A 17,179-nucleotide genomic window follows, 5' to 3' on the forward strand; every position below is an offset into this window, starting at 1 on the left:
AGAGTAGGACGTTGCCAAGCACGATGAACCCACTGAGTTTTCTCAGTGGGTTTTTTGTTGTTAAAAAATTATAATGTTTAACAATTGTAAGAACAGAATTGGCACACATTAATTGTCTATAATAAGAACAAACCACATAGGTACGATGCACTTTGATTTGGATGTTATTCCTTCAATGAATGAAAAGGATAATTATAGAATATACAGGGGGCTGCCGATGATAACGGTGTCAAATAACCCCTGATATGGAGTGGCATTTACCACAGTGATTACCGTTTTTGAAAACGACATGAAAGCTTGCCGCAATGTCCTTGACAGCCCTAAACCCCTCTGATAATATTGCAATAATATATATGAGAGGTATCGTAAGCTGATGCTTTGGAAGGTTGTTTAGGTCATCTATTTTGAAGGAGGAACATACTTGTGTGGGAAACAAAATTCGCCAAGGAAGGCTTAACGTTTGACGATGTGCTGCTCGTGCCTCGTAAATCGGAAGTTCTGCCGCGGGAAGTGGACTTGTCGATTAAGCTGAGCGAAACGGTTAAACTGAACATTCCGCTTATTAGTGCCGGTATGGACACAGTAACGGAATCTGCTTTGGCGATTGCGATGGCTAGAGAAGGCGGAATCGGAATTATTCATAAAAACATGTCGATTGCGGAGCAAGCGCAAGAGGTGGATCGTGTCAAACGCTCGGAGAGCGGCGTAATTACGAATCCATTCTCTCTGACACCGAATCATCATGTATATGATGCGGAAGAATTAATGGGTAAATATCGTATTTCCGGTGTCCCTGTCGTAGATGAGAACAATCATTTGGTCGGTATTATTACGAACCGTGACTTGCGTTTCGTGCATGATTATTCGATGAAAATCAGTGAGGTAATGACCAGGGAAGAATTGGTCACCGCACCTGTCGGGACAACTCTGCAGGAAGCTGAAGTACTGCTGCAGAAACATAAGATTGAAAAGCTGCCGCTTGTGGATGAGGATAAAAAGCTGAAAGGCCTTATCACGATTAAGGACATTGAGAAAGCCATTCAATTCCCGAATGCAGCCAAGGATAGACACGGACGTTTGCTTTGCGGCGCCGCAATCGGCATCTCAAAGGATACCTTCGAGCGTGCGGAAGCACTCGTACAAGCAGGCGTAGACGTACTGGTTGTTGATTCGGCACATGGCCATCATGTAAATATTTTAAATACGGTAAAGAAATTGCGTGAAAAGTATGCGGACCTGACAATCATTGCTGGTAATGTGGCGACAGGTGAGGCGACTCGTGACCTTATTGAAGCAGGAGCTTCCGTCGTCAAGGTCGGTATCGGACCAGGGTCGATCTGTACCACTCGTGTCATTGCGGGTATCGGAGTTCCGCAAATCACAGCGATCTATGATTGCGCAAGTGTAGCGCGTGAATATAATGTTCCGATCATCGCCGATGGCGGTATTAAGTATTCCGGCGATATTGTGAAGGCGATCGCTTCCGGCGCAAGCTCCATTATGATCGGCAGCTTGTTTGCCGGTACGGAAGAGAGCCCGGGAGAATCGGAAATCTATCAAGGCAGACGCTTCAAGGTTTACCGTGGCATGGGTTCGCTCGGAGCGATGAAGGAAGGCAGCAAGGATCGTTATTTCCAGGAAAACGAGAACAAGCTCGTGCCTGAAGGCATTGAAGGGCGTGTTCCTTATAAAGGACCTTTAGCCGATACCGTACATCAGTTAATGGGCGGTTTACGCTCGGGTATGGGTTATTGCGGCACGAAAAACCTCGATCAACTGAAGAACGATACTCAGTTTGTTCGTATTACAGGCGCAGGACTGCGTGAGAGCCATCCGCATGATGTGCAGATTACGAAAGAGGCTCCGAATTACTCGCTGTAAGAGACCCGGGTAAAAGGGATCATAGGCAGACAGGGAGAAGGTGCTTTTCACCTGAAATCCCTGTCTGTCTTCTTTTCTTCGTACTGCTTGTGGTACAATGATTAACGGATCATTTATTAGGAAAAGGGGAGAGGAACGTTTTGAAATTTAGCCGTATGACTAGGCTTTGGAAACCTGCAATTGCAGCCTTTTTGGCTGTATGGATGTTAATGATGGCTATGGTTTCCACGGCTGCTGCAGAAGGTGAAGACGCACGGGGACACATTCCGAATCAACTTGGATTACAAGTAAGATCAGCATTTCTTATGGATGCGGCGACAGGTCAGGTTCTATTCGACGCGAATGCTGAGGTACCGCTGCCGCCGGCCAGTATGTCCAAGATGATGACCGAATATATCGTAATGGATGAAATCAAACAAGGCAAGTTAAACTGGGATGATATGGTTACGACCAGGGAGAACGCGGCAACAACGACAAGACAGGGCTCGCATGTTTTCTTGGCGGAAGGTGATCAGCATACCGTTAAAGAGCTGTTTATTGCAATGGCGGTAGGATCTGCAAATGATGCGTCTATTGCGCTGGCTGAGCATATCTCGGGAACAGAAGAGCAATTTGCACAGCGGATGAACGAGACAGCTAAGAGGCTGGGGCTTGAAACGGCGCATTTTATTAATGCAACTGGACTCGGCAGAGATGATATGTCACCTAAGTATCAACCGGCTTCTATCGATGGGGAAACGGTAATGTCGGCTAAAGATGCGGCTATGCTCGCATACCACATTTTAAAGGACCATGATGAGTTTTTGGAATATTCCAGTATCCCTTCTTATAAATTTCGCGAACGCGATGATAAACCGTTGATCAACTATAACTGGATGCTTGAAGCAAACAAGGAAGTACCCGCCTTCCGGCGGTACGTTTATGAGGGCCTTGACGGCATGAAGACCGGTCATACTAGTGTGGCGAAGTATTGCTTCACGGGAACGGCTGAGCGCAATGGAATGCGTCTGATCAGTGTCGTTATGGGTGCGGATTCGGAGCCGGCCCGTTTTCTGGAATCGGCCAAGCTGCTTGATTACGGATTTAACAATTTCGAGATGAAAACCGTTATCCCGCCGAAATCTGTAGTAGAAACACAGGAAACGGTCAAAATTAGAAAAGGCGTAAAAACAGAAATTCCTGTCGTGACGCAAAATGATGTCAGCTTCATGGTTAAGAAAGGCACGGAGCCCGAGATCACTTTGCTGAAAACCGAAGTCAAAAGCGCTGATGAGCTTGTCGCTCCGATTGAAAACGGCACTGTAGTGGGATCTGTTACTTACGAATATATCGATGAGAATGGCGCAAAGATCGATCACACAGTGAATCTGGTTACAAACGAAGAGGCGAAGAAGGCCAGCTGGTGGCGTTTGATGTTTCGGGCGATTAAAGACTTTTTCGTTAGTTTGTTTAACGGGATTGTCGACCTGTTCTAAATTGATCATCTGACAACAAGAATGCTTGTCGATTTTCAAAGGTTGCTGTAAAATAAATGGTTAGAGCTGGAACGGAAATTGATTCGAAAATAGGAGGCAATATAGGATGGAAACGGGAACATCGCGTGTAAAACGCGGCATGGCAGAAATGCAAAAAGGCGGCGTCATTATGGACGTCATGAATGCGGAGCAAGCAAAAATAGCTGAAGCAGCAGGTGCGACAGCTGTTATGGCACTGGAGCGCGTGCCTTCCGATATTCGCGCAGCAGGCGGAGTGGCTCGTATGGCTGACCCGACAATCGTTGAAGAAGTAATGAAGGTTGTTTCTATTCCTGTTATGGCTAAAGCGAGAATCGGACATTTCGTAGAGGCGAAAGTGCTGGAATCGATGGGTGTCGACTACATTGACGAGAGTGAAGTGCTGACTCCGGCCGATGAAGTATTCCATATCGACAAACAATTGTTCACGATTCCTTTCGTATGTGGAGCTAAAGACTTGGGCGAAGCGCTGCGCCGTATTCAAGAGGGTGCTTCCATGCTTCGGACCAAAGGGGAGCCGGGAACAGGCAACATTGTTGAAGCGGTACGTCACTTGCGTCTGATCAACGGACAAATCCGCAAAGTTCAGAACTTGTCGAAAGATGAGCTGTACCATGAAGCGAAAACACTTGGCGTAGCTTATGAATTGCTGCTTGGCGTTCATGAAACAGGCAAATTGCCGGTTGTTAACTTCGCAGCAGGCGGCGTAGCAACGCCCTCTGATGCAGCTTTGATGATGCATTTGGGCGCAGACGGCGTATTTGTAGGATCCGGTATCTTCAAATCCGACAGCCCGGAGAAATTCGCGCGTGCGATTGTTGAAGCTACAACACATTACGAAGATTATCAATTGATCGCTGAAGTGTCCAAGAACCTTGGAACACCGATGAAAGGGATCGAAATTTCCAAGCTGCATGTGTCCGAGCGTATGCAGGACCGCGGTTTGTAATTGGTTGAACGGAAAGAAGGCGTAAGCGATGAACATTGGAGTACTGGCGCTGCAGGGCGCGGTAGCTGAACATATTCGCAGCATCAAGCTGGCCGGCGGGGAGGCTGTTGCTGTTAAGCGCACGGAGCAGCTCGAGGAGCTCGATGGCATTATCATTCCTGGCGGCGAAAGTACGACAATCGGGAAGCTGATGCATAAATACGGCTTTATGGATGCTTTGCGTGATTTCTCTGCGCAGGGCAAACCGATCTTCGGCACTTGCGCCGGCTTGATTGTGCTCGCTGAGCGAATCGAAGGACAGGAACAAGCGCATTTGCAGCTTATGGATATGACTGTGGCGCGCAATGCGTTCGGACGTCAAAGAGAAAGCTTTGAAACCGATCTGGAGGTAGCTGGGATCGAAGAGCGGGTGCGTGCGGTATTTATCCGTGCGCCGTTAATCAAAGCCGTAGGCGACAGCGTGCAAGTGCTGTCTGTTTACAATGGTGAGATTGTTACGGCAAGACAAGGCCATCTGCTCGCTTGCTCCTATCATCCGGAATTAACGGACGATTACCGTCTGCATGCTTATTTCCTCGATATGGCAAAAGAAGCCGCTGCGGCTAAGATCGGATAATATCTATATACCCTTTAGAGAGGGGCCACCAGTTGTGTTAGACATTAAACTGCTTAGAAACGATTTCGGTAAAGTAGAACAAGCGCTGGGAAATCGTGGAGCATCGCTTGATATCATCGCAAAATTCCCGGCATTAGATACCAAATGGCGTGAGCTGCTGCAGCAAACGGAAGAGCTGAAGAGCAGACGAAATACCGTGTCTCAGGAAGTGGCGAAGCTCAAGAAGTCGGGCGGTGACGCTGAAGCGCTGATCGTGGAAATGCGCGAGGTGGGTGACCGCATTAAAGAGCTCGATGAAGAGGTTCGCACGGTTGAAGCCGAGATCAAAGAGCTGACCTATGCCATTCCGAATGTGCCTCATGAGAGCGTCCCGGTCGGTTCCTCGGAGGAAGAGAATGTGGAGATTCGCCGTGTAGGTGAGCCTGCTATATTTGACTTTGAGGTAAAAGCTCATTGGGATATCGCTCAGGAGCTTGGCATCCTCGATTTTGAGGCCGCTGCGAAGGTAACCGGCTCCAGGTTCGTCTTCTACCGCGGCCTGGGCGCCCGTCTGGAGCGCGCATTGATCAGCTTTATGATGGACCTGCACAGCGACCAGCATGGCTATGAAGAGCTGCTGCCGCCTTATCTTGTGAACCGGGACAGCTTAGTTGGAACGGGACAGCTGCCTAAGTTCGAGGAAGATTTATTCAAGGTGGCCGATACGGATTATTATTTGATTCCGACTGCAGAGGTTCCCGTAACGAATCTGCACAGGGAAGAGATACTGTCCGCGGATGAGCTGCCGAAATATTTTGTGGCTTACTCCTCCTGCTTCCGTTCGGAAGCAGGCTCAGCAGGGCGCGATACGCGCGGATTAATCCGCCAGCATCAGTTCAACAAGATTGAGCTTGTGAAGCTTGTTAAGCCAGAGGAATCTTATGCGGAGCTGGAGTCGCTCACGGCGAATGCAGAGAAGGTATTGCAGCTGCTCGGCTTACCTTACCGTGTATTGACCCTTTGCACAGGAGATATGGGCTTTACCTCGGCAAAAACCTATGATCTGGAAGTGTGGCTGCCGCATAGCGGAATGTACAGGGAAATTTCATCCTGCTCGAATTTTGAAGATTTTCAAGCGCGGCGGGCGGGGATTCGTTACCGTCAGGACGCGAAGAGCAAGCCGGAATTCGTGCATACGCTAAATGGCTCCGGATTAGCGATCGGGCGTACGGTTGCTGCTATTTTGGAAAATTACCAGCAAGCTGACGGCTCTGTGGTCATTCCCGAAGTACTGCGCCCTTACATGGGCAATATAGAGGCAATAAAACGTTAATTTAGCAAGGAATATTTGCCACAGGCCAAAAAGGGCTTGCGTCTGTATTTTGGCTTGTGGTACAATACAATTCGTTACGATTTCTATATGGAGAGATACCGAAGCGGTCATAACGGGGCGGTCTTGAAAACCGTTAGGGTGCAAGCCCACGTGGGTTCGAATCCCACTCTCTCCGCCATAACAACTAAATTACCCAACTGCCCAAGCGTCGACTTGAGCAGTTTTTTTATTTGTCTGATATTTTATATTTCTGGAAGAAGTTAATCTGTATAGGGTACTGCGATTTGTCGCATGTTATTGATGATGGAGGTGGTTCCTAATGAAAAAGGACGAGCTGCAAATCGATCAGCGGGAGCTGGTTGAAGCTTGGCAGCGAACGCTGCCGATAACGATGAATGAATCGGATAGCGCAGATGTTATAGCCGACGGAGCCGATCCGAAAGCACTGCGTGTCCATATTCGAACTGCAGGACATCAGGCGTATTCATTTGATTTCAAAGTGGAATATGTGGATAGCCGTGAAGTGAGAGTGGAGCTTGTCGATGTGGAAAAAGACGGACGGTCTGTAGATGAACGAACGGATCAGATCCAACAGCTCATCCAGGATTATACGCGTCATCTGCATGAATGCGCTCAAGCGCTTCAGCAGCTCACACACGCTTAGATTGGAATAACATAACCGGAGGATGTGGGAAAGCCATGACCCGAGCTAAAAATAATCTGGACAAAAATTTAAGCAATGTTGTCGATGATCTGGAACTGACACCGGTTAACAGTCATCATGCGCAGCAGCTGCAGCAGGACTCGAACGACCGGAGGCATCAAGATGCGTTAAATCATGATAAACCTGTGGATTTGAAACATCCGCACGTGGATGCCGGGACCAATTCAAGTCACTAATGGATGGCGAACAGTGAAGGGAGAATGACAGGAATGGGCAAACCAAAGAGCCAACCTGTGCCGGGAGCGCAGGAAGGGCGGCAAAGAGAACATAAACATTCTAGAGGACAGCAGGAGCCGCTCTCCGGATCCAAGGCTGTAAAACAGCAGAATCACTCGCGTCATAATAATGGAGAAGGCTAAGCAAGGTCCATGCTGAAAAAAATCCCATCACCGAATGAATACGGTGATGGGATTTTTTTTAACTAATTTTTACTTTCCGTCAGCACTTCTTTGTATTAGAATTAAGCTATTGTTCAAGGGAGGGATTATTGTTGTTTAACAAAAGCAATATGAAATGGTTAATGATGTTGATGGCAGCGTTGATGGTCTTGGCCGGCTGCAGCTCGGAACCGCCGAAGGAAGCGGTACAGACTGCGTTATCGAAAACAATGGACTTACAATCTTATACATTCACTGCAGCACTGGATTTGGATGAGATTAATCTGCCTGAGGAATTGTTGAATGCGGATCCGCAAGCGGGCGCCATTCTAAACATGCTGAAGGATGCAACTTTATCGGTAACTGGAGCTTATGAAGCAGATCCAATGCGCATGGAGATGACAGCGGATATTGCACTTCAGGGGGATATGTCGTTCAATCTTTCGATTCCCATGATTATGACAGAAGATAAAATGTGGGTGAAGGTGCCTTCCATTCCAATGCTTCCTTTGGAAGGGCTGTCGGGCAAATTTGTCGAGATCGATATGAAGCAATTAGCCGAGCAGGAAGGGATGGAAATTCCGAATCTGGATATGGACACCCAACGCAAAATGGTACAGGACATGATGACGGTTATTTTGAAGCATTTTGATGAGGAAACCTATTATAGCGAGTTGAAGGCTGAAGAAGTACCAGGCCTGCCAAGCGAGCTAAAGCCTGACCAAATTGTGAAATTCGCTGTAACAGAGGACAATTTTGAGCAAACTGTAAAAACGATTGTGGAGAAGGTGGCTCCGGAGCTGATCGATCTCCTGATTGAAAATGATCAGTACCGCCAAACGCTGCAGCTGACCCCGGAAGATCTCGAGCAAGCAAAGCAGGAACTGGCGGGCAATGACAGCGCGGAGCTTCAGCAGCAGTTGGATGAGTTGAAGGAAGAAATGAAGATTAACGAGCTCTCCTTAACGGGTGCAATCAAAGATGATTATCTCGTTTATCAAGAATTAAAAGGCAATGTTGATATTATTCAAGAGGGCCAGACCGCAAACATCGGCATGAGCTTAAAGAGCCAATACAGCAATATTAATGAGCCTGTCGAGTTCCAGATTGAAATACCAACGGATGCAATTTCGCTGGATGAGCTGGAATCCATGTTTAATTCAGGAAGCTTCTAAGTCATGTAACACCGTACACTTATAAACACCCGATATACACATCAATTGCTTTCTTCGGTAGAGGATGGCGATTGGTGTGTTTTCTTATACCGGGTAATAGGCAGAAAGAGACCCACAAGCAACGAGCTGTGGGTCTTAAGTGTTTATATTTTAAAAGGGGGTTAATGCTTATTATAGAGGGCGTTCATTAAGGCAGGATGAATGGCATATTGCAATTGTGTTACAAATGATTTGATTTTTAATTATTTTTAATTTATACTTAGTCTAAAACTAGTTACTATAAAAGGACGATTACAATGAATAAAATAAATTTGACCACGCAGCGCAAGGCAATTTTTGAGATTATACAAGAAGCGCATGATCACCCTACGGCAGGTGATGTGATTGAACGGCTGCGTTTGAAGGGAAAGCAGTATGCATACGGTACAGTCTATAATTCACTGCGTTATTTGACTGATTCAGGCCTGATTCGGGAATTGAAGCTTGGCGAGACTGCCAGCCGTTATGACGCGCGGACCGAGGATCACCAGCATATTGTATGCACCCAGTGCGGGCGGGTAGATGAAGTGATGGCGGAGCTGCCGTCCGATTGGTTAAACCAAATCGCTCAAGATACGGGATACACCGTTCATGAAACGCAAATTGTTATTGAAGGAGTGTGTAAGTCATGCGCAACCCCATAAGTGCACAGGCTATAAGTTATAATGAGACGGTCCCTTTTAATGATTCCCCTTCATGGCGGCCTTCGATGGTTCACGAAGAACTGCCTGCCGGATCGGTCGTATGTCCGTTGACTAGAAAGGTCATGCTGGTTAGTCCTTATCCGGGCAGGGTACAAGAGCTTATCGTATCTTTGACGGAGGCATGCTTTGACGTGTTTGCCGCTCATCACTTAAAGCCGGGCGCACTTGAGCATTTTGAGCCGGATGTGTTAGTGTACGATCTAACAAGCATGGTCAATGAAGAAGAGCTGTTTCAAGTGAAGTCTCGTATTGCCGCGCATTCGCGAAGTGTGCCTATGCTCTTCCTGGTTAATGAAATGTTCATGTTGCGCAAGACGTCCACCGTTATCAACGAAGAGTTGATTGCCTGGCCGACAAGATCACAGGAAGCGGTGCAACGCGTCAGCCGAATTGTGACAGACGGGCAGATTCCTTATGGAGATACGGGGAGGAAGTACCAGTTCAAGGATTTGACGATTGATATCGGAAAAATGACTGTGCTGCAGGGTGACGTACGGTTGGAGCTGACCAAGACGGAGTATGATTTACTTGTTCTCTTTATCACTTCGGACGGTGTCGTGTTGTCCCGTGAAACGATCCTTGATCAGGTGTGGGGCAGTGATTTCTTTGGAGGCAGCAATGTTGTCGATGTCCACGTTCGAAGTCTCAGGCAGAAGCTGAAAGACCGTGCAGTATCATCCAAATATATAGTAACTGTCCGTGGTGCGGGTTATCGCTTGGCATAAAGAGTGTGCCCGTGGGCTAACACCGGGAGAAAGGCGGTTTGTGCTTTATTCCCGCATTTAAATGTGGTATAATTTTCACTGCTGCGGCCCCGTAGCTCAGCGGATAGAGCAACGGTTTCCTAAACCGCAGGTCGGAGGTTCAAGTCCTCTCGGGGCCGCCATGCAATGAAAAAATCCGTTATATCCAATACCGCCTCATTCCGTAATTACACGGAATGAGGCGGTTTCTTTTTGGTGCTTACCTGAAGATTCTACTGTTGACACCCCTGAAAGAATAATAATATAATGTCACCAATATACATATATACTAGAAGTACACTAGAGAATGGGCGATATGAAATCGAAGATTTTGAAAACGGACCCTTCAGCAGGGTGTTCTTGCATCGAAAGCTGATGATGTCGAATGGGGGCCATACATGCGGAATCAACAGGATTTGCACGCTTTTTATGTCGAACATTTAACCCGGCAGCTCCTCCCCTTTTGGAAAAAAGCTGTGGACGCTGAACTGGGAGGCGTGTTTACGGGCTTTGATCCACTCGGACAAAAGCTCCTTCACCAGGATAAATTCACTTGGTCGCAGGGAAGGTTCTTATGGTTATGGTCGAGACTGGCTGGGATGTGCAGATCGGAATTGATCGATGATGACCGGGATGTTTATCTAAAGCAGGCGGAATTGACGTATCAATTCATAAAGCGGCACGTTTTCTTGCCGGATGGCAGCTGTATGTTCTTATTAACAAAAGACGGCCAGCCCAAGGAAATGATTCCCAGTGCCGGACATGATATCAGTATTTATGCGGATTGCTTTGTTGTGATGGGGATGGCCGAGTATGCCAGAGCGGCTGGGGATCAGGACGCACTTCAAACCGCGCAAAAGCTCTATGCCCATATTGAGTCCCGCTTTCAGGCCGGCAAGGTTCGCAGTGAGCCATATCCGATTCCGGAGGGATACGATGCCCATGGCTTTGCGATGATTATGCTGAATACCTCTCAGGCGCTCGCCAAAGCGGCGGAGGATATGACAGGACAAGAGAGATCATTGTATCGGAATCAAGCATGGTTTTATGCCGGGCGGATCCTATCGGGCTTCTGTGATTCCGAGCATCGGATCAGGGAGGTCGTACCGAAGTCAAAGGCAGGCGAGGATAGCGCCGGCACATTATTATTGCGGCATCTGAATCCAGGCCACACTGTGGAAAGTCTGTGGTTTGTCATGGAGGAGGCCGCTCTTAGGCAGGATCATGAGGCGCTGCAGCTGGCGGTTAAAGCGTTGAAGCGGGCGCTGCAGCTGGGATGGGATGAGGCGTTCGGCGGTCTGCTAAGATATGTGGATGTTGACGGAGGTCCTCCAAAGGGAGATGACATCAGCGGAGGCGAACGCTTCGAAAAGCTCATTCGTGAGACTTGGGATACGAAGCTTTGGTGGCCTCACTCCGAAGGGTTGTATGCTTGCAGATTAGCCTTTGAGCTTACGGGCGATGCGGACTGCTTGGCGTGGTATGAGAAGCTGCACGAATACACCTTTAACACATTTCCTGCGGCTCCAGGAGAAGAATGGCTGCAAATTCGCGACCGGCGAGGCGAACCGATTGCGCAAGTGGTTGCTCTTCCGGTTAAGGATCCGTATCATGTCATGCGAAATGTAATGTTGATGATTGAGCTTACGGCCGCTGAATAATGATTCTATTAGAAATTGAGGGGACAATATGAAGATCGAAGACATGGATTTAAAAACGAAGGTTGCTCAACTCTTTACGTTTTCCGGATTTCACTCCGAACTGGATGAAGATACACGCAAACTGATTACAGAGCTTAAGGCAGGAGGGATCTTCATCCCCTCAGGCAGCTTGAAGCATCCGGAACAGGTTTATCAATTAACAGACGATATGCAGACTGTGTCCTTAAAGGAAGGAAGCGGTATCCCGTTATTTATAGCTGCGGACTTCATCGCCGGAGCAGGCTGTAAATTGCAGTACGGGGCCGTGCATTTTCCGAAAAACCGGGCGATTGGCGCAAGCGGCGATGAATCGCTGGCTTATGAATCAGGCCGTATCACAGCTGAGGAATCCCTGGCAATGGGAGTCAACTTCAACTACAGCCCGGTTGTGGATATTAATAATAATCCGCTTAATCCTGTTATCGGAACACACTCCTTCGGAGCGGATATGGATACGGTGTCCCGGCTTGGCAATGCCGTTATCCGCGGATATCAAGAGTCTGGATTAATCGCCACTGCCAAGCATTTTCCGGGGCATGGGGATACGCATGTCGATTCCCATGAGGACTTGCCGGTTCTAAACTTTGACAGGGAGCGGTTGGAAAGCTTTGAGCTGGTTCCTTTCCAAAGAGCAATTGATGAAGGGGTGGATGCGATTATGGTGGGGCACATCGCTGTGCCTGCGCTCGATCCTTCTCTCACTCCGGCGTCGCTTTCTTATCCGCTCGTAACCGAGCTGTTAAGAGAGAAGATGAATTTCAAAGGGTTAATTGTAACGGATGGTTTATCGATGAAGGGCATTACAAATAAATACTCGATGGAAGAGGCATGTGTACGCAGCATCTTAGCGGGAACCGATATCCTGCTCGCAACGACGAACACTTATGAACAAGCAGCTTCCTTGTTGAATGCGGTCATGGACGCTGTGAAGGATGGAACGATCGCGGAATCGCGGATTGATGAATCTGTGGAGCGAATCCTTTTTGCGAAGATAAAGTACCGATTGACCGCAGAAGCTTACAATTATACTGCTTTCAAGGCCGAAAGCTTTAATAAGCTTGGTGCGCAGCATGTTAATGCTTCCTTGGCATGGAAAGCGGTCACGCCGCTCCATGGATTAGAACAAGGAGCATTAGTGGACAAGCTGGAGGAATCTTGGATGCTGCTTCGGGATCAGCCCACCTCCTTATTCGCCGGGGAGCTTCAGCAAGCGCTGCCTTTCTTGGAGCAGCAAGTGGCCGATAGCTACGAAGGCGTGTTAGCGCTGTTATCCGATGTGTCTGAGCAGCAGAACATTATTGTGGCGATCTCTCATAACAAGCCGATTGCAGCGGACTTCTTAGAGCAGCTGAACATGCACTTATCGAAAGCTAAAAACAGCATTTGGGTTCATTTTGGATCAGAATACGACGTGCAAAATGCAGCTGGCGCCTGCTTATTGATGTATGACCGTTCACCATCGCTGCAATCCGTTGCCGCGCAGTATCTGACTAAAAAATAAGCGGTACCTCGCCTTTCGGGGCCGTAAAGGGACAAGAATGGGGTGTAAGAAAATGGGGAAAGAAATGCAAGCGGATATCGTTATCATTGGCGGCAGCACCGGAGGATGTGCTGCAGCTTTGGCAGCCTGCAGACTTGGAAAAAGCGTCATTATGACCGAGGAGTGCGACTGGATTGGCGGGCAATTAACCTCTCAGGCCGTCCCGCCGGATGAGCATCAGTGGATCGAGTATTACGGAAGTACCCGAAGCTATAGACAGTACAGGCAGTATGTCCGCCAGTACTATCAAGACTTTTTTCCTTTGACTCCCGATGCAAGGCAGCGAAGCTTGATGAATCCCGGAAATGCTATCGTCAGCCGAATCAGCCATGAACCCCGAGCGGCTTATGCCGTTATAAAAGGCATGCTGGCTCCCTATGAGCACAGCGGCAAGCTCACTATTCTGACGGGGTATCGTGTAGAAAGCTGTGAAAGAGAAGCAGACCAGGTGACTTCAGCTACGGTTAAGGACAGCCTGCAAGGGGAGGAAATTACCCTTACAGCTCCCTATTTCCTGGATGCGACGGAATGCGGGGATCTGCTGCCGCTCGCCAATATCGAGTATGTCACCGGAGCGGAATCGAGGGCGGATACAGGAGAACCGCATGCGCTGGATGGTCCTGCAGATCCAATGGATATGCAAGCGATTACGCATTGTTATGCGGTGGATTATATTGAGGGTGAAGATCATACGATCGAGAAGCCGGAGGATTATGCGTTTTGGCAAAGCTATCAGGCGGATTTTTGGCCGGAACGCCAACTCAGCTGGTACTCGCCTAAACCGCGTACATTGGAGAAGGTGGAATATACCTTATTTCCGCGGGACGACCTGTTCTCGTTATGGCGGTATCGCCGCGTTATCGATAAATCGTTATTTAAACCCGGTACATTCGCCAGCGATATAACGATGGTGAATTGGCCGCAGAACGATTATTGGCTGGGATCTGTGATCGATGTGTCTGAAGAGGAAAGACAGAAGCATTTGCGGGCAGCCAAGCAGCTTAGCCTCTCCTTGTTATATTGGATGCAGACCGAAGCGCCCCGCCCGGATGGCAAGCAGGGGTATCCCGGACTGCGCCTCAGGCCTGACGTCGTCGGCACCCGGGACGGATTGGCCCAGCAGGTATATATTCGCGAATCAAGGCGTATACTCGCGGAGTTTACGGTCGTTGAACAGCATTTAAGTCCGGATACGCGAGCGGATCAGAAATCGGTGCGTTACCAGGATAGCGTAGGTGTCGGCTATTATCATATTGACCTGCATCCCAGCACAGCCGGCAGAAATTATATCGACGTATCGAGCCTGCCTTTTCACATTCCGCTGGGCAGCCTGATCCCGATCACGGTAGATAACGTGCTTCCATCCTGCAAAAATATCGGAACGACACATATTACAAACGGCTGTTACCGCCTTCATCCCGTAGAGTGGAACATTGGTGAATCGGTTGGAACGCTGGCGGCCTATTGCCTGGATCATGGCTATACGCCGCGCGAGGTTCTTCATGATGCAAGGAAGCTGGAGAGCTTCCAGCAGCTGCTGGTTCAAGAGGGAGTAGAGCTGACTTGGCCGTAACCAGTAATGAATCTATTATTAATGGAGGACGAAAAATGAAAGTTTCAATTATTGGTGCAGGTACAATGGGAATGATGTATGCCCACAATATAGCGAAAATAAAAGGAGTTCAGCCGGCAGGGGTCTGCGATGTGGACCGGGAGCGGGCAGAGAGAGCGGCGCAGCTGTGTCAGACATCGGCTTACACGAGCCTGGAGGATCTGCTCGCACAGGAACAGCCCGATGTCGTGTGCGTGTGCTTGCCGACACATCTGCACAAGGACATTGTGATGACGCTTGCAGCCAAAGGCATTCATATTATTTGTGAAAAACCGATCGCCTTAAATTTGGAGGATGCGCGGGAGATGCAGGCCGCTTGCGATCAGCACGGCGTGCGGTTGTTCATCGGCCATGTGGTCCGTTTCTTCCCGAATTATCGGGATGCCGCCCAAAAAGTGAAGGATGGCGTCATTGGGGAAGCGGGCGTGGCCCATTTGAAACGCTTTGGCTCTTTTCCGCAGGGATCAGACGGATGGTACCATGACCGTGCGAAGAGCGGCGGTGTGATCATGGATTTAATGATCCACGATATCGATTATGCCCGGGCCATATTTGGCGAAGTGGAATCCGTCTATGCTGCGATTAGTCGTTCGGACCAGATGGAGTACGCACAGGTGACGTTGAAGTTTAAAAATAAACGAATCGCGACGTTGTCGGGGTATTGGGGATATCCAGGGCCTTTCACCACGGAGTTTGAAATCGCGGGGGAAAAGGGGATCATCCGATTTAACAGCAATGAGACGTTGTCCTTGAACGTGAAGGTGCAAAGTAAAGATCAAGATCTCGGTGAGCGCGTCCAAGTGCCGAGAAGCCCAATGATGTATGACCCCTACTATTATGAGCTGGCCCACTTTATACAATGTATAAGAGAAGGAACGACCCCAATTGTGTCTGCGGAGGATGCCTGTAAGGCAGTGGCGATCGCATTGGCGGCCGAGCAGTCCGCTGAGCTTGGGAAGCCTGTAAATATGGAGGTGTTCTCATGAAGAAGTTGAAGATCGGAATGATTAGCTTTGCCCATATGCATGCGGCCAGTTATTTGCATGCATTGCTGCCGCGAGAGGATGTGGAGATTGTCGGCATTGCCGATGAGGAAGAGGCTAGAGTCAGCCCCTTCACAGCTCCCAATGGGATACGTTATTACAAGGATTATATGGATTTGCTCAAAGAACCGGTGGATGCCGTTATTATCTGCTCGGAGAATTCCAGGCATGCAGAAATTACAAAACAGGCGGCGATGGCAGGCAAACATGTGCTCTGTGAGAAGCCGCTGGGCATTTCTGAGGAAGAAATGCTGGAGATGATCGCGGTGTGTCAATCCCAGGGCGTTCAACTGATGACCGCCTTTCCTTGCCGTTACTTGACCTCTGTTGTTCATGCCAAGCAAGCGATCGATCAAGGCGAAATTGGTGATATTGTAGCGATTAAGGGAACTAATCGCGGGACGATGCCGCAGGGATGGTTCATTCAGCAGGAGCTCTCCGGCGGAGGGGCTGTGCTGGATCATACGGTTCATGTGGTGGATCTGATGAATTATTTTACGGGCAGTGAGGTAGAGGAAGTCTATGCGCATGTGGAGACGTTATTCCACGATGTAGAGATCGACGATGCCGGAATGCTTCATATTCGGTACAAGAATGGCGTTTTTGCCGTACATGATCCAAGCTGGTCGCGTACGAAATCATTCCCTACATGGGGAGATGTGACGATGGAGATCATCGGAACCAAGGGGGTGTTGACTGTCGATGCCTTTGCCCAGAAAAATGATGTTTACAGCGATCAAGTGATGAAAGCCCAGTGGAGCTATTGGGGGGACAACATGGATGAGGGTCTGATCGATAGTTTTGTTACTTCCATTCGGTCGCAAGAGCCTGTCTCTATTTCCGGTGAAGATGGTTATTTATCTGCAAGGGTAGCATTAGCAGCTTATGAGTCAGCGCGTACAGGAAGACCTGTTAAACTGAAGGAATGAATATAACACTAAAAGGTTGTTTCATGTCATACAACATGACACAACCTTTTTTGACGCTGCAATCCTAGTAAGGGCTTACATTTACCTGGTTTACTTCGGAAAACGTTAAAAAAGTTTATTGACAAAGCGGCAAACTTTATTTATTCTCAATATATACACTAGAAATGCACTAGATATTATATTGTTAATAAAGGAAGTGGTGAGATTTATCGGCGTATTATTGTATTCAGAGTTTATTTTATAAGGATTTTTATACACCAGATTTTAATCTAGTACATAACTAGGTATGGAGAAGGTGGAACAGGTAGCTGTTTATGTAAT

16 protein-coding genes and 2 tRNA genes are annotated in these 17,179 nt (G+C 48.3%); all 18 read left to right on the top strand.

Annotated elements, in window-relative coordinates:
• The first annotated feature begins 423 nt into the window (after window positions 1-423).
• The 18 genes from guaB to IEW11_RS24250 all read left to right on the top strand — a co-directional run bounded on the left by guaB (window position 424) and on the right by IEW11_RS24250 (window position 16,858).
• Complete coding sequence (gene guaB, locus IEW11_RS24165) at window positions 424-1,881, top strand: IMP dehydrogenase (protein ID WP_188533665.1); 1,458 nt, start codon at window positions 424-426, stop codon at window positions 1,879-1,881.
• 140 nt (window positions 1,882-2,021) lie between these two features.
• The gene (locus IEW11_RS24170) at window positions 2,022-3,356 is read left to right on the top strand and encodes a D-alanyl-D-alanine carboxypeptidase family protein (RefSeq protein ID WP_229725669.1); all 1,335 of its coding nucleotides are present in this window, start codon (window positions 2,022-2,024) and stop codon (window positions 3,354-3,356) included.
• 106 nt (window positions 3,357-3,462) lie between these two features.
• Complete coding sequence (gene pdxS / locus IEW11_RS24175) at window positions 3,463-4,344, top strand: pyridoxal 5'-phosphate synthase lyase subunit PdxS (RefSeq protein ID WP_188533666.1); 882 nt, start codon at window positions 3,463-3,465, stop codon at window positions 4,342-4,344.
• A 28-nt stretch (window positions 4,345-4,372) separates the two neighbouring features.
• The gene (gene pdxT / locus IEW11_RS24180; protein ID WP_188533667.1) at window positions 4,373-4,960 is read left to right on the top strand and encodes a pyridoxal 5'-phosphate synthase glutaminase subunit PdxT; all 588 of its coding nucleotides are present in this window, start codon (window positions 4,373-4,375) and stop codon (window positions 4,958-4,960) included.
• A gap of 34 nt (window positions 4,961-4,994) precedes the next feature.
• A complete protein-coding gene (serS, locus tag IEW11_RS24185) occupies window positions 4,995-6,272 on the top strand; it encodes a serine--tRNA ligase (RefSeq protein WP_188533668.1) in 1,278 nt (425 codons plus the stop codon).
• 89 nt (window positions 6,273-6,361) lie between these two features.
• A tRNA-Ser gene (locus tag IEW11_RS24190) sits at window positions 6,362-6,450 on the top strand.
• A 141-nt stretch (window positions 6,451-6,591) separates the two neighbouring features.
• Window positions 6,592-6,936 carry a hypothetical protein gene (locus tag IEW11_RS24195; protein WP_188533669.1) on the top strand — a complete coding sequence of 115 codons (345 nt, stop codon included), beginning with the start codon at window positions 6,592-6,594 and terminating at the stop codon, window positions 6,934-6,936.
• A gap of 35 nt (window positions 6,937-6,971) precedes the next feature.
• Window positions 6,972-7,172 (top strand): hypothetical protein, encoded by a 201-nt coding sequence (locus IEW11_RS24200; protein WP_188533670.1) that lies wholly within the window; start codon window positions 6,972-6,974, stop codon window positions 7,170-7,172.
• A 33-nt stretch (window positions 7,173-7,205) separates the two neighbouring features.
• Complete coding sequence (locus tag IEW11_RS24205; RefSeq protein WP_188533671.1) at window positions 7,206-7,355, top strand: small acid-soluble spore protein P; 150 nt, start codon at window positions 7,206-7,208, stop codon at window positions 7,353-7,355.
• Between the two features lie 131 nt (window positions 7,356-7,486).
• Window positions 7,487-8,548 carry a DUF6612 family protein gene (locus IEW11_RS24210; RefSeq protein WP_188533672.1) on the top strand — a complete coding sequence of 354 codons (1,062 nt, stop codon included), beginning with the start codon at window positions 7,487-7,489 and terminating at the stop codon, window positions 8,546-8,548.
• Between the two features lie 296 nt (window positions 8,549-8,844).
• Window positions 8,845-9,231 carry a Fur family transcriptional regulator gene (locus tag IEW11_RS24215; RefSeq protein WP_188533673.1) on the top strand — a complete coding sequence of 129 codons (387 nt, stop codon included), beginning with the start codon at window positions 8,845-8,847 and terminating at the stop codon, window positions 9,229-9,231.
• Window positions 9,216-10,016 (top strand): winged helix-turn-helix transcriptional regulator, encoded by an 801-nt coding sequence (locus tag IEW11_RS24220; protein ID WP_188533674.1) that lies wholly within the window; start codon window positions 9,216-9,218, stop codon window positions 10,014-10,016. Before IEW11_RS24215 ends, IEW11_RS24220 begins: the two co-directional genes overlap by 16 nt.
• Window positions 10,017-10,101: 85 nt before the next feature.
• A tRNA-Arg gene (locus IEW11_RS24225) sits at window positions 10,102-10,177 on the top strand.
• 255 nt (window positions 10,178-10,432) lie between these two features.
• Window positions 10,433-11,695, top strand: coding sequence for an AGE family epimerase/isomerase (locus IEW11_RS24230; RefSeq protein ID WP_188533675.1), 1,263 nt, complete (start codon window positions 10,433-10,435; stop codon window positions 11,693-11,695).
• 28 nt (window positions 11,696-11,723) lie between these two features.
• The gene (locus tag IEW11_RS24235; protein ID WP_188533676.1) at window positions 11,724-13,235 is read left to right on the top strand and encodes a glycoside hydrolase family 3 protein; all 1,512 of its coding nucleotides are present in this window, start codon (window positions 11,724-11,726) and stop codon (window positions 13,233-13,235) included.
• A gap of 52 nt (window positions 13,236-13,287) precedes the next feature.
• On the top strand, window positions 13,288-14,847 hold the full coding sequence (locus IEW11_RS24240) for an FAD-dependent oxidoreductase (RefSeq protein WP_188533677.1): 1,560 nt from the start codon (window positions 13,288-13,290) through the stop codon (window positions 14,845-14,847).
• 35 nt (window positions 14,848-14,882) lie between these two features.
• Window positions 14,883-15,872, top strand: a complete 990-nt coding sequence (locus IEW11_RS24245; protein ID WP_188533678.1) for a Gfo/Idh/MocA family protein — start codon at window positions 14,883-14,885, stop codon at window positions 15,870-15,872.
• Window positions 15,869-16,858 carry a Gfo/Idh/MocA family protein gene (locus IEW11_RS24250; protein WP_188533679.1) on the top strand — a complete coding sequence of 330 codons (990 nt, stop codon included), beginning with the start codon at window positions 15,869-15,871 and terminating at the stop codon, window positions 16,856-16,858. Before IEW11_RS24245 ends, IEW11_RS24250 begins: the two co-directional genes overlap by 4 nt.
• Window positions 16,859-17,179 lie beyond the last annotated feature (321 nt).

The organism is Paenibacillus abyssi (assembly GCF_014640295.1).
In the GTDB taxonomy this organism is placed as follows: domain Bacteria; phylum Bacillota; class Bacilli; order Paenibacillales; family Paenibacillaceae; genus Paenibacillus_D; species Paenibacillus_D abyssi.

Coding starts and splice junctions, on each gene's coding strand:
- pdxS (WP_188533666.1), top strand. CDS start 3,463: ATGGAAACGGGAACATCGCGTGTAAAACGCGGCATGGCAGAAATGCAA.
- pdxT (WP_188533667.1), top strand. CDS start 4,373: ATGAACATTGGAGTACTGGCGCTGCAGGGCGCGGTAGCTGAACATATT.
- IEW11_RS24195 (WP_188533669.1), top strand. CDS start 6,592: ATGAAAAAGGACGAGCTGCAAATCGATCAGCGGGAGCTGGTTGAAGCT.
- IEW11_RS24200 (WP_188533670.1), top strand. CDS start 6,972: ATGACCCGAGCTAAAAATAATCTGGACAAAAATTTAAGCAATGTTGTC.
- IEW11_RS24205 (WP_188533671.1), top strand. CDS start 7,206: ATGGGCAAACCAAAGAGCCAACCTGTGCCGGGAGCGCAGGAAGGGCGG.
- IEW11_RS24215 (WP_188533673.1), top strand. CDS start 8,845: ATGAATAAAATAAATTTGACCACGCAGCGCAAGGCAATTTTTGAGATT.
- IEW11_RS24220 (WP_188533674.1), top strand. CDS start 9,216: ATGCGCAACCCCATAAGTGCACAGGCTATAAGTTATAATGAGACGGTC.
- IEW11_RS24230 (WP_188533675.1), top strand. CDS start 10,433: ATGCGGAATCAACAGGATTTGCACGCTTTTTATGTCGAACATTTAACC.
- IEW11_RS24235 (WP_188533676.1), top strand. CDS start 11,724: ATGAAGATCGAAGACATGGATTTAAAAACGAAGGTTGCTCAACTCTTT.
- IEW11_RS24240 (WP_188533677.1), top strand. CDS start 13,288: ATGGGGAAAGAAATGCAAGCGGATATCGTTATCATTGGCGGCAGCACC.
- IEW11_RS24245 (WP_188533678.1), top strand. CDS start 14,883: ATGAAAGTTTCAATTATTGGTGCAGGTACAATGGGAATGATGTATGCC.
- IEW11_RS24250 (WP_188533679.1), top strand. CDS start 15,869: ATGAAGAAGTTGAAGATCGGAATGATTAGCTTTGCCCATATGCATGCG.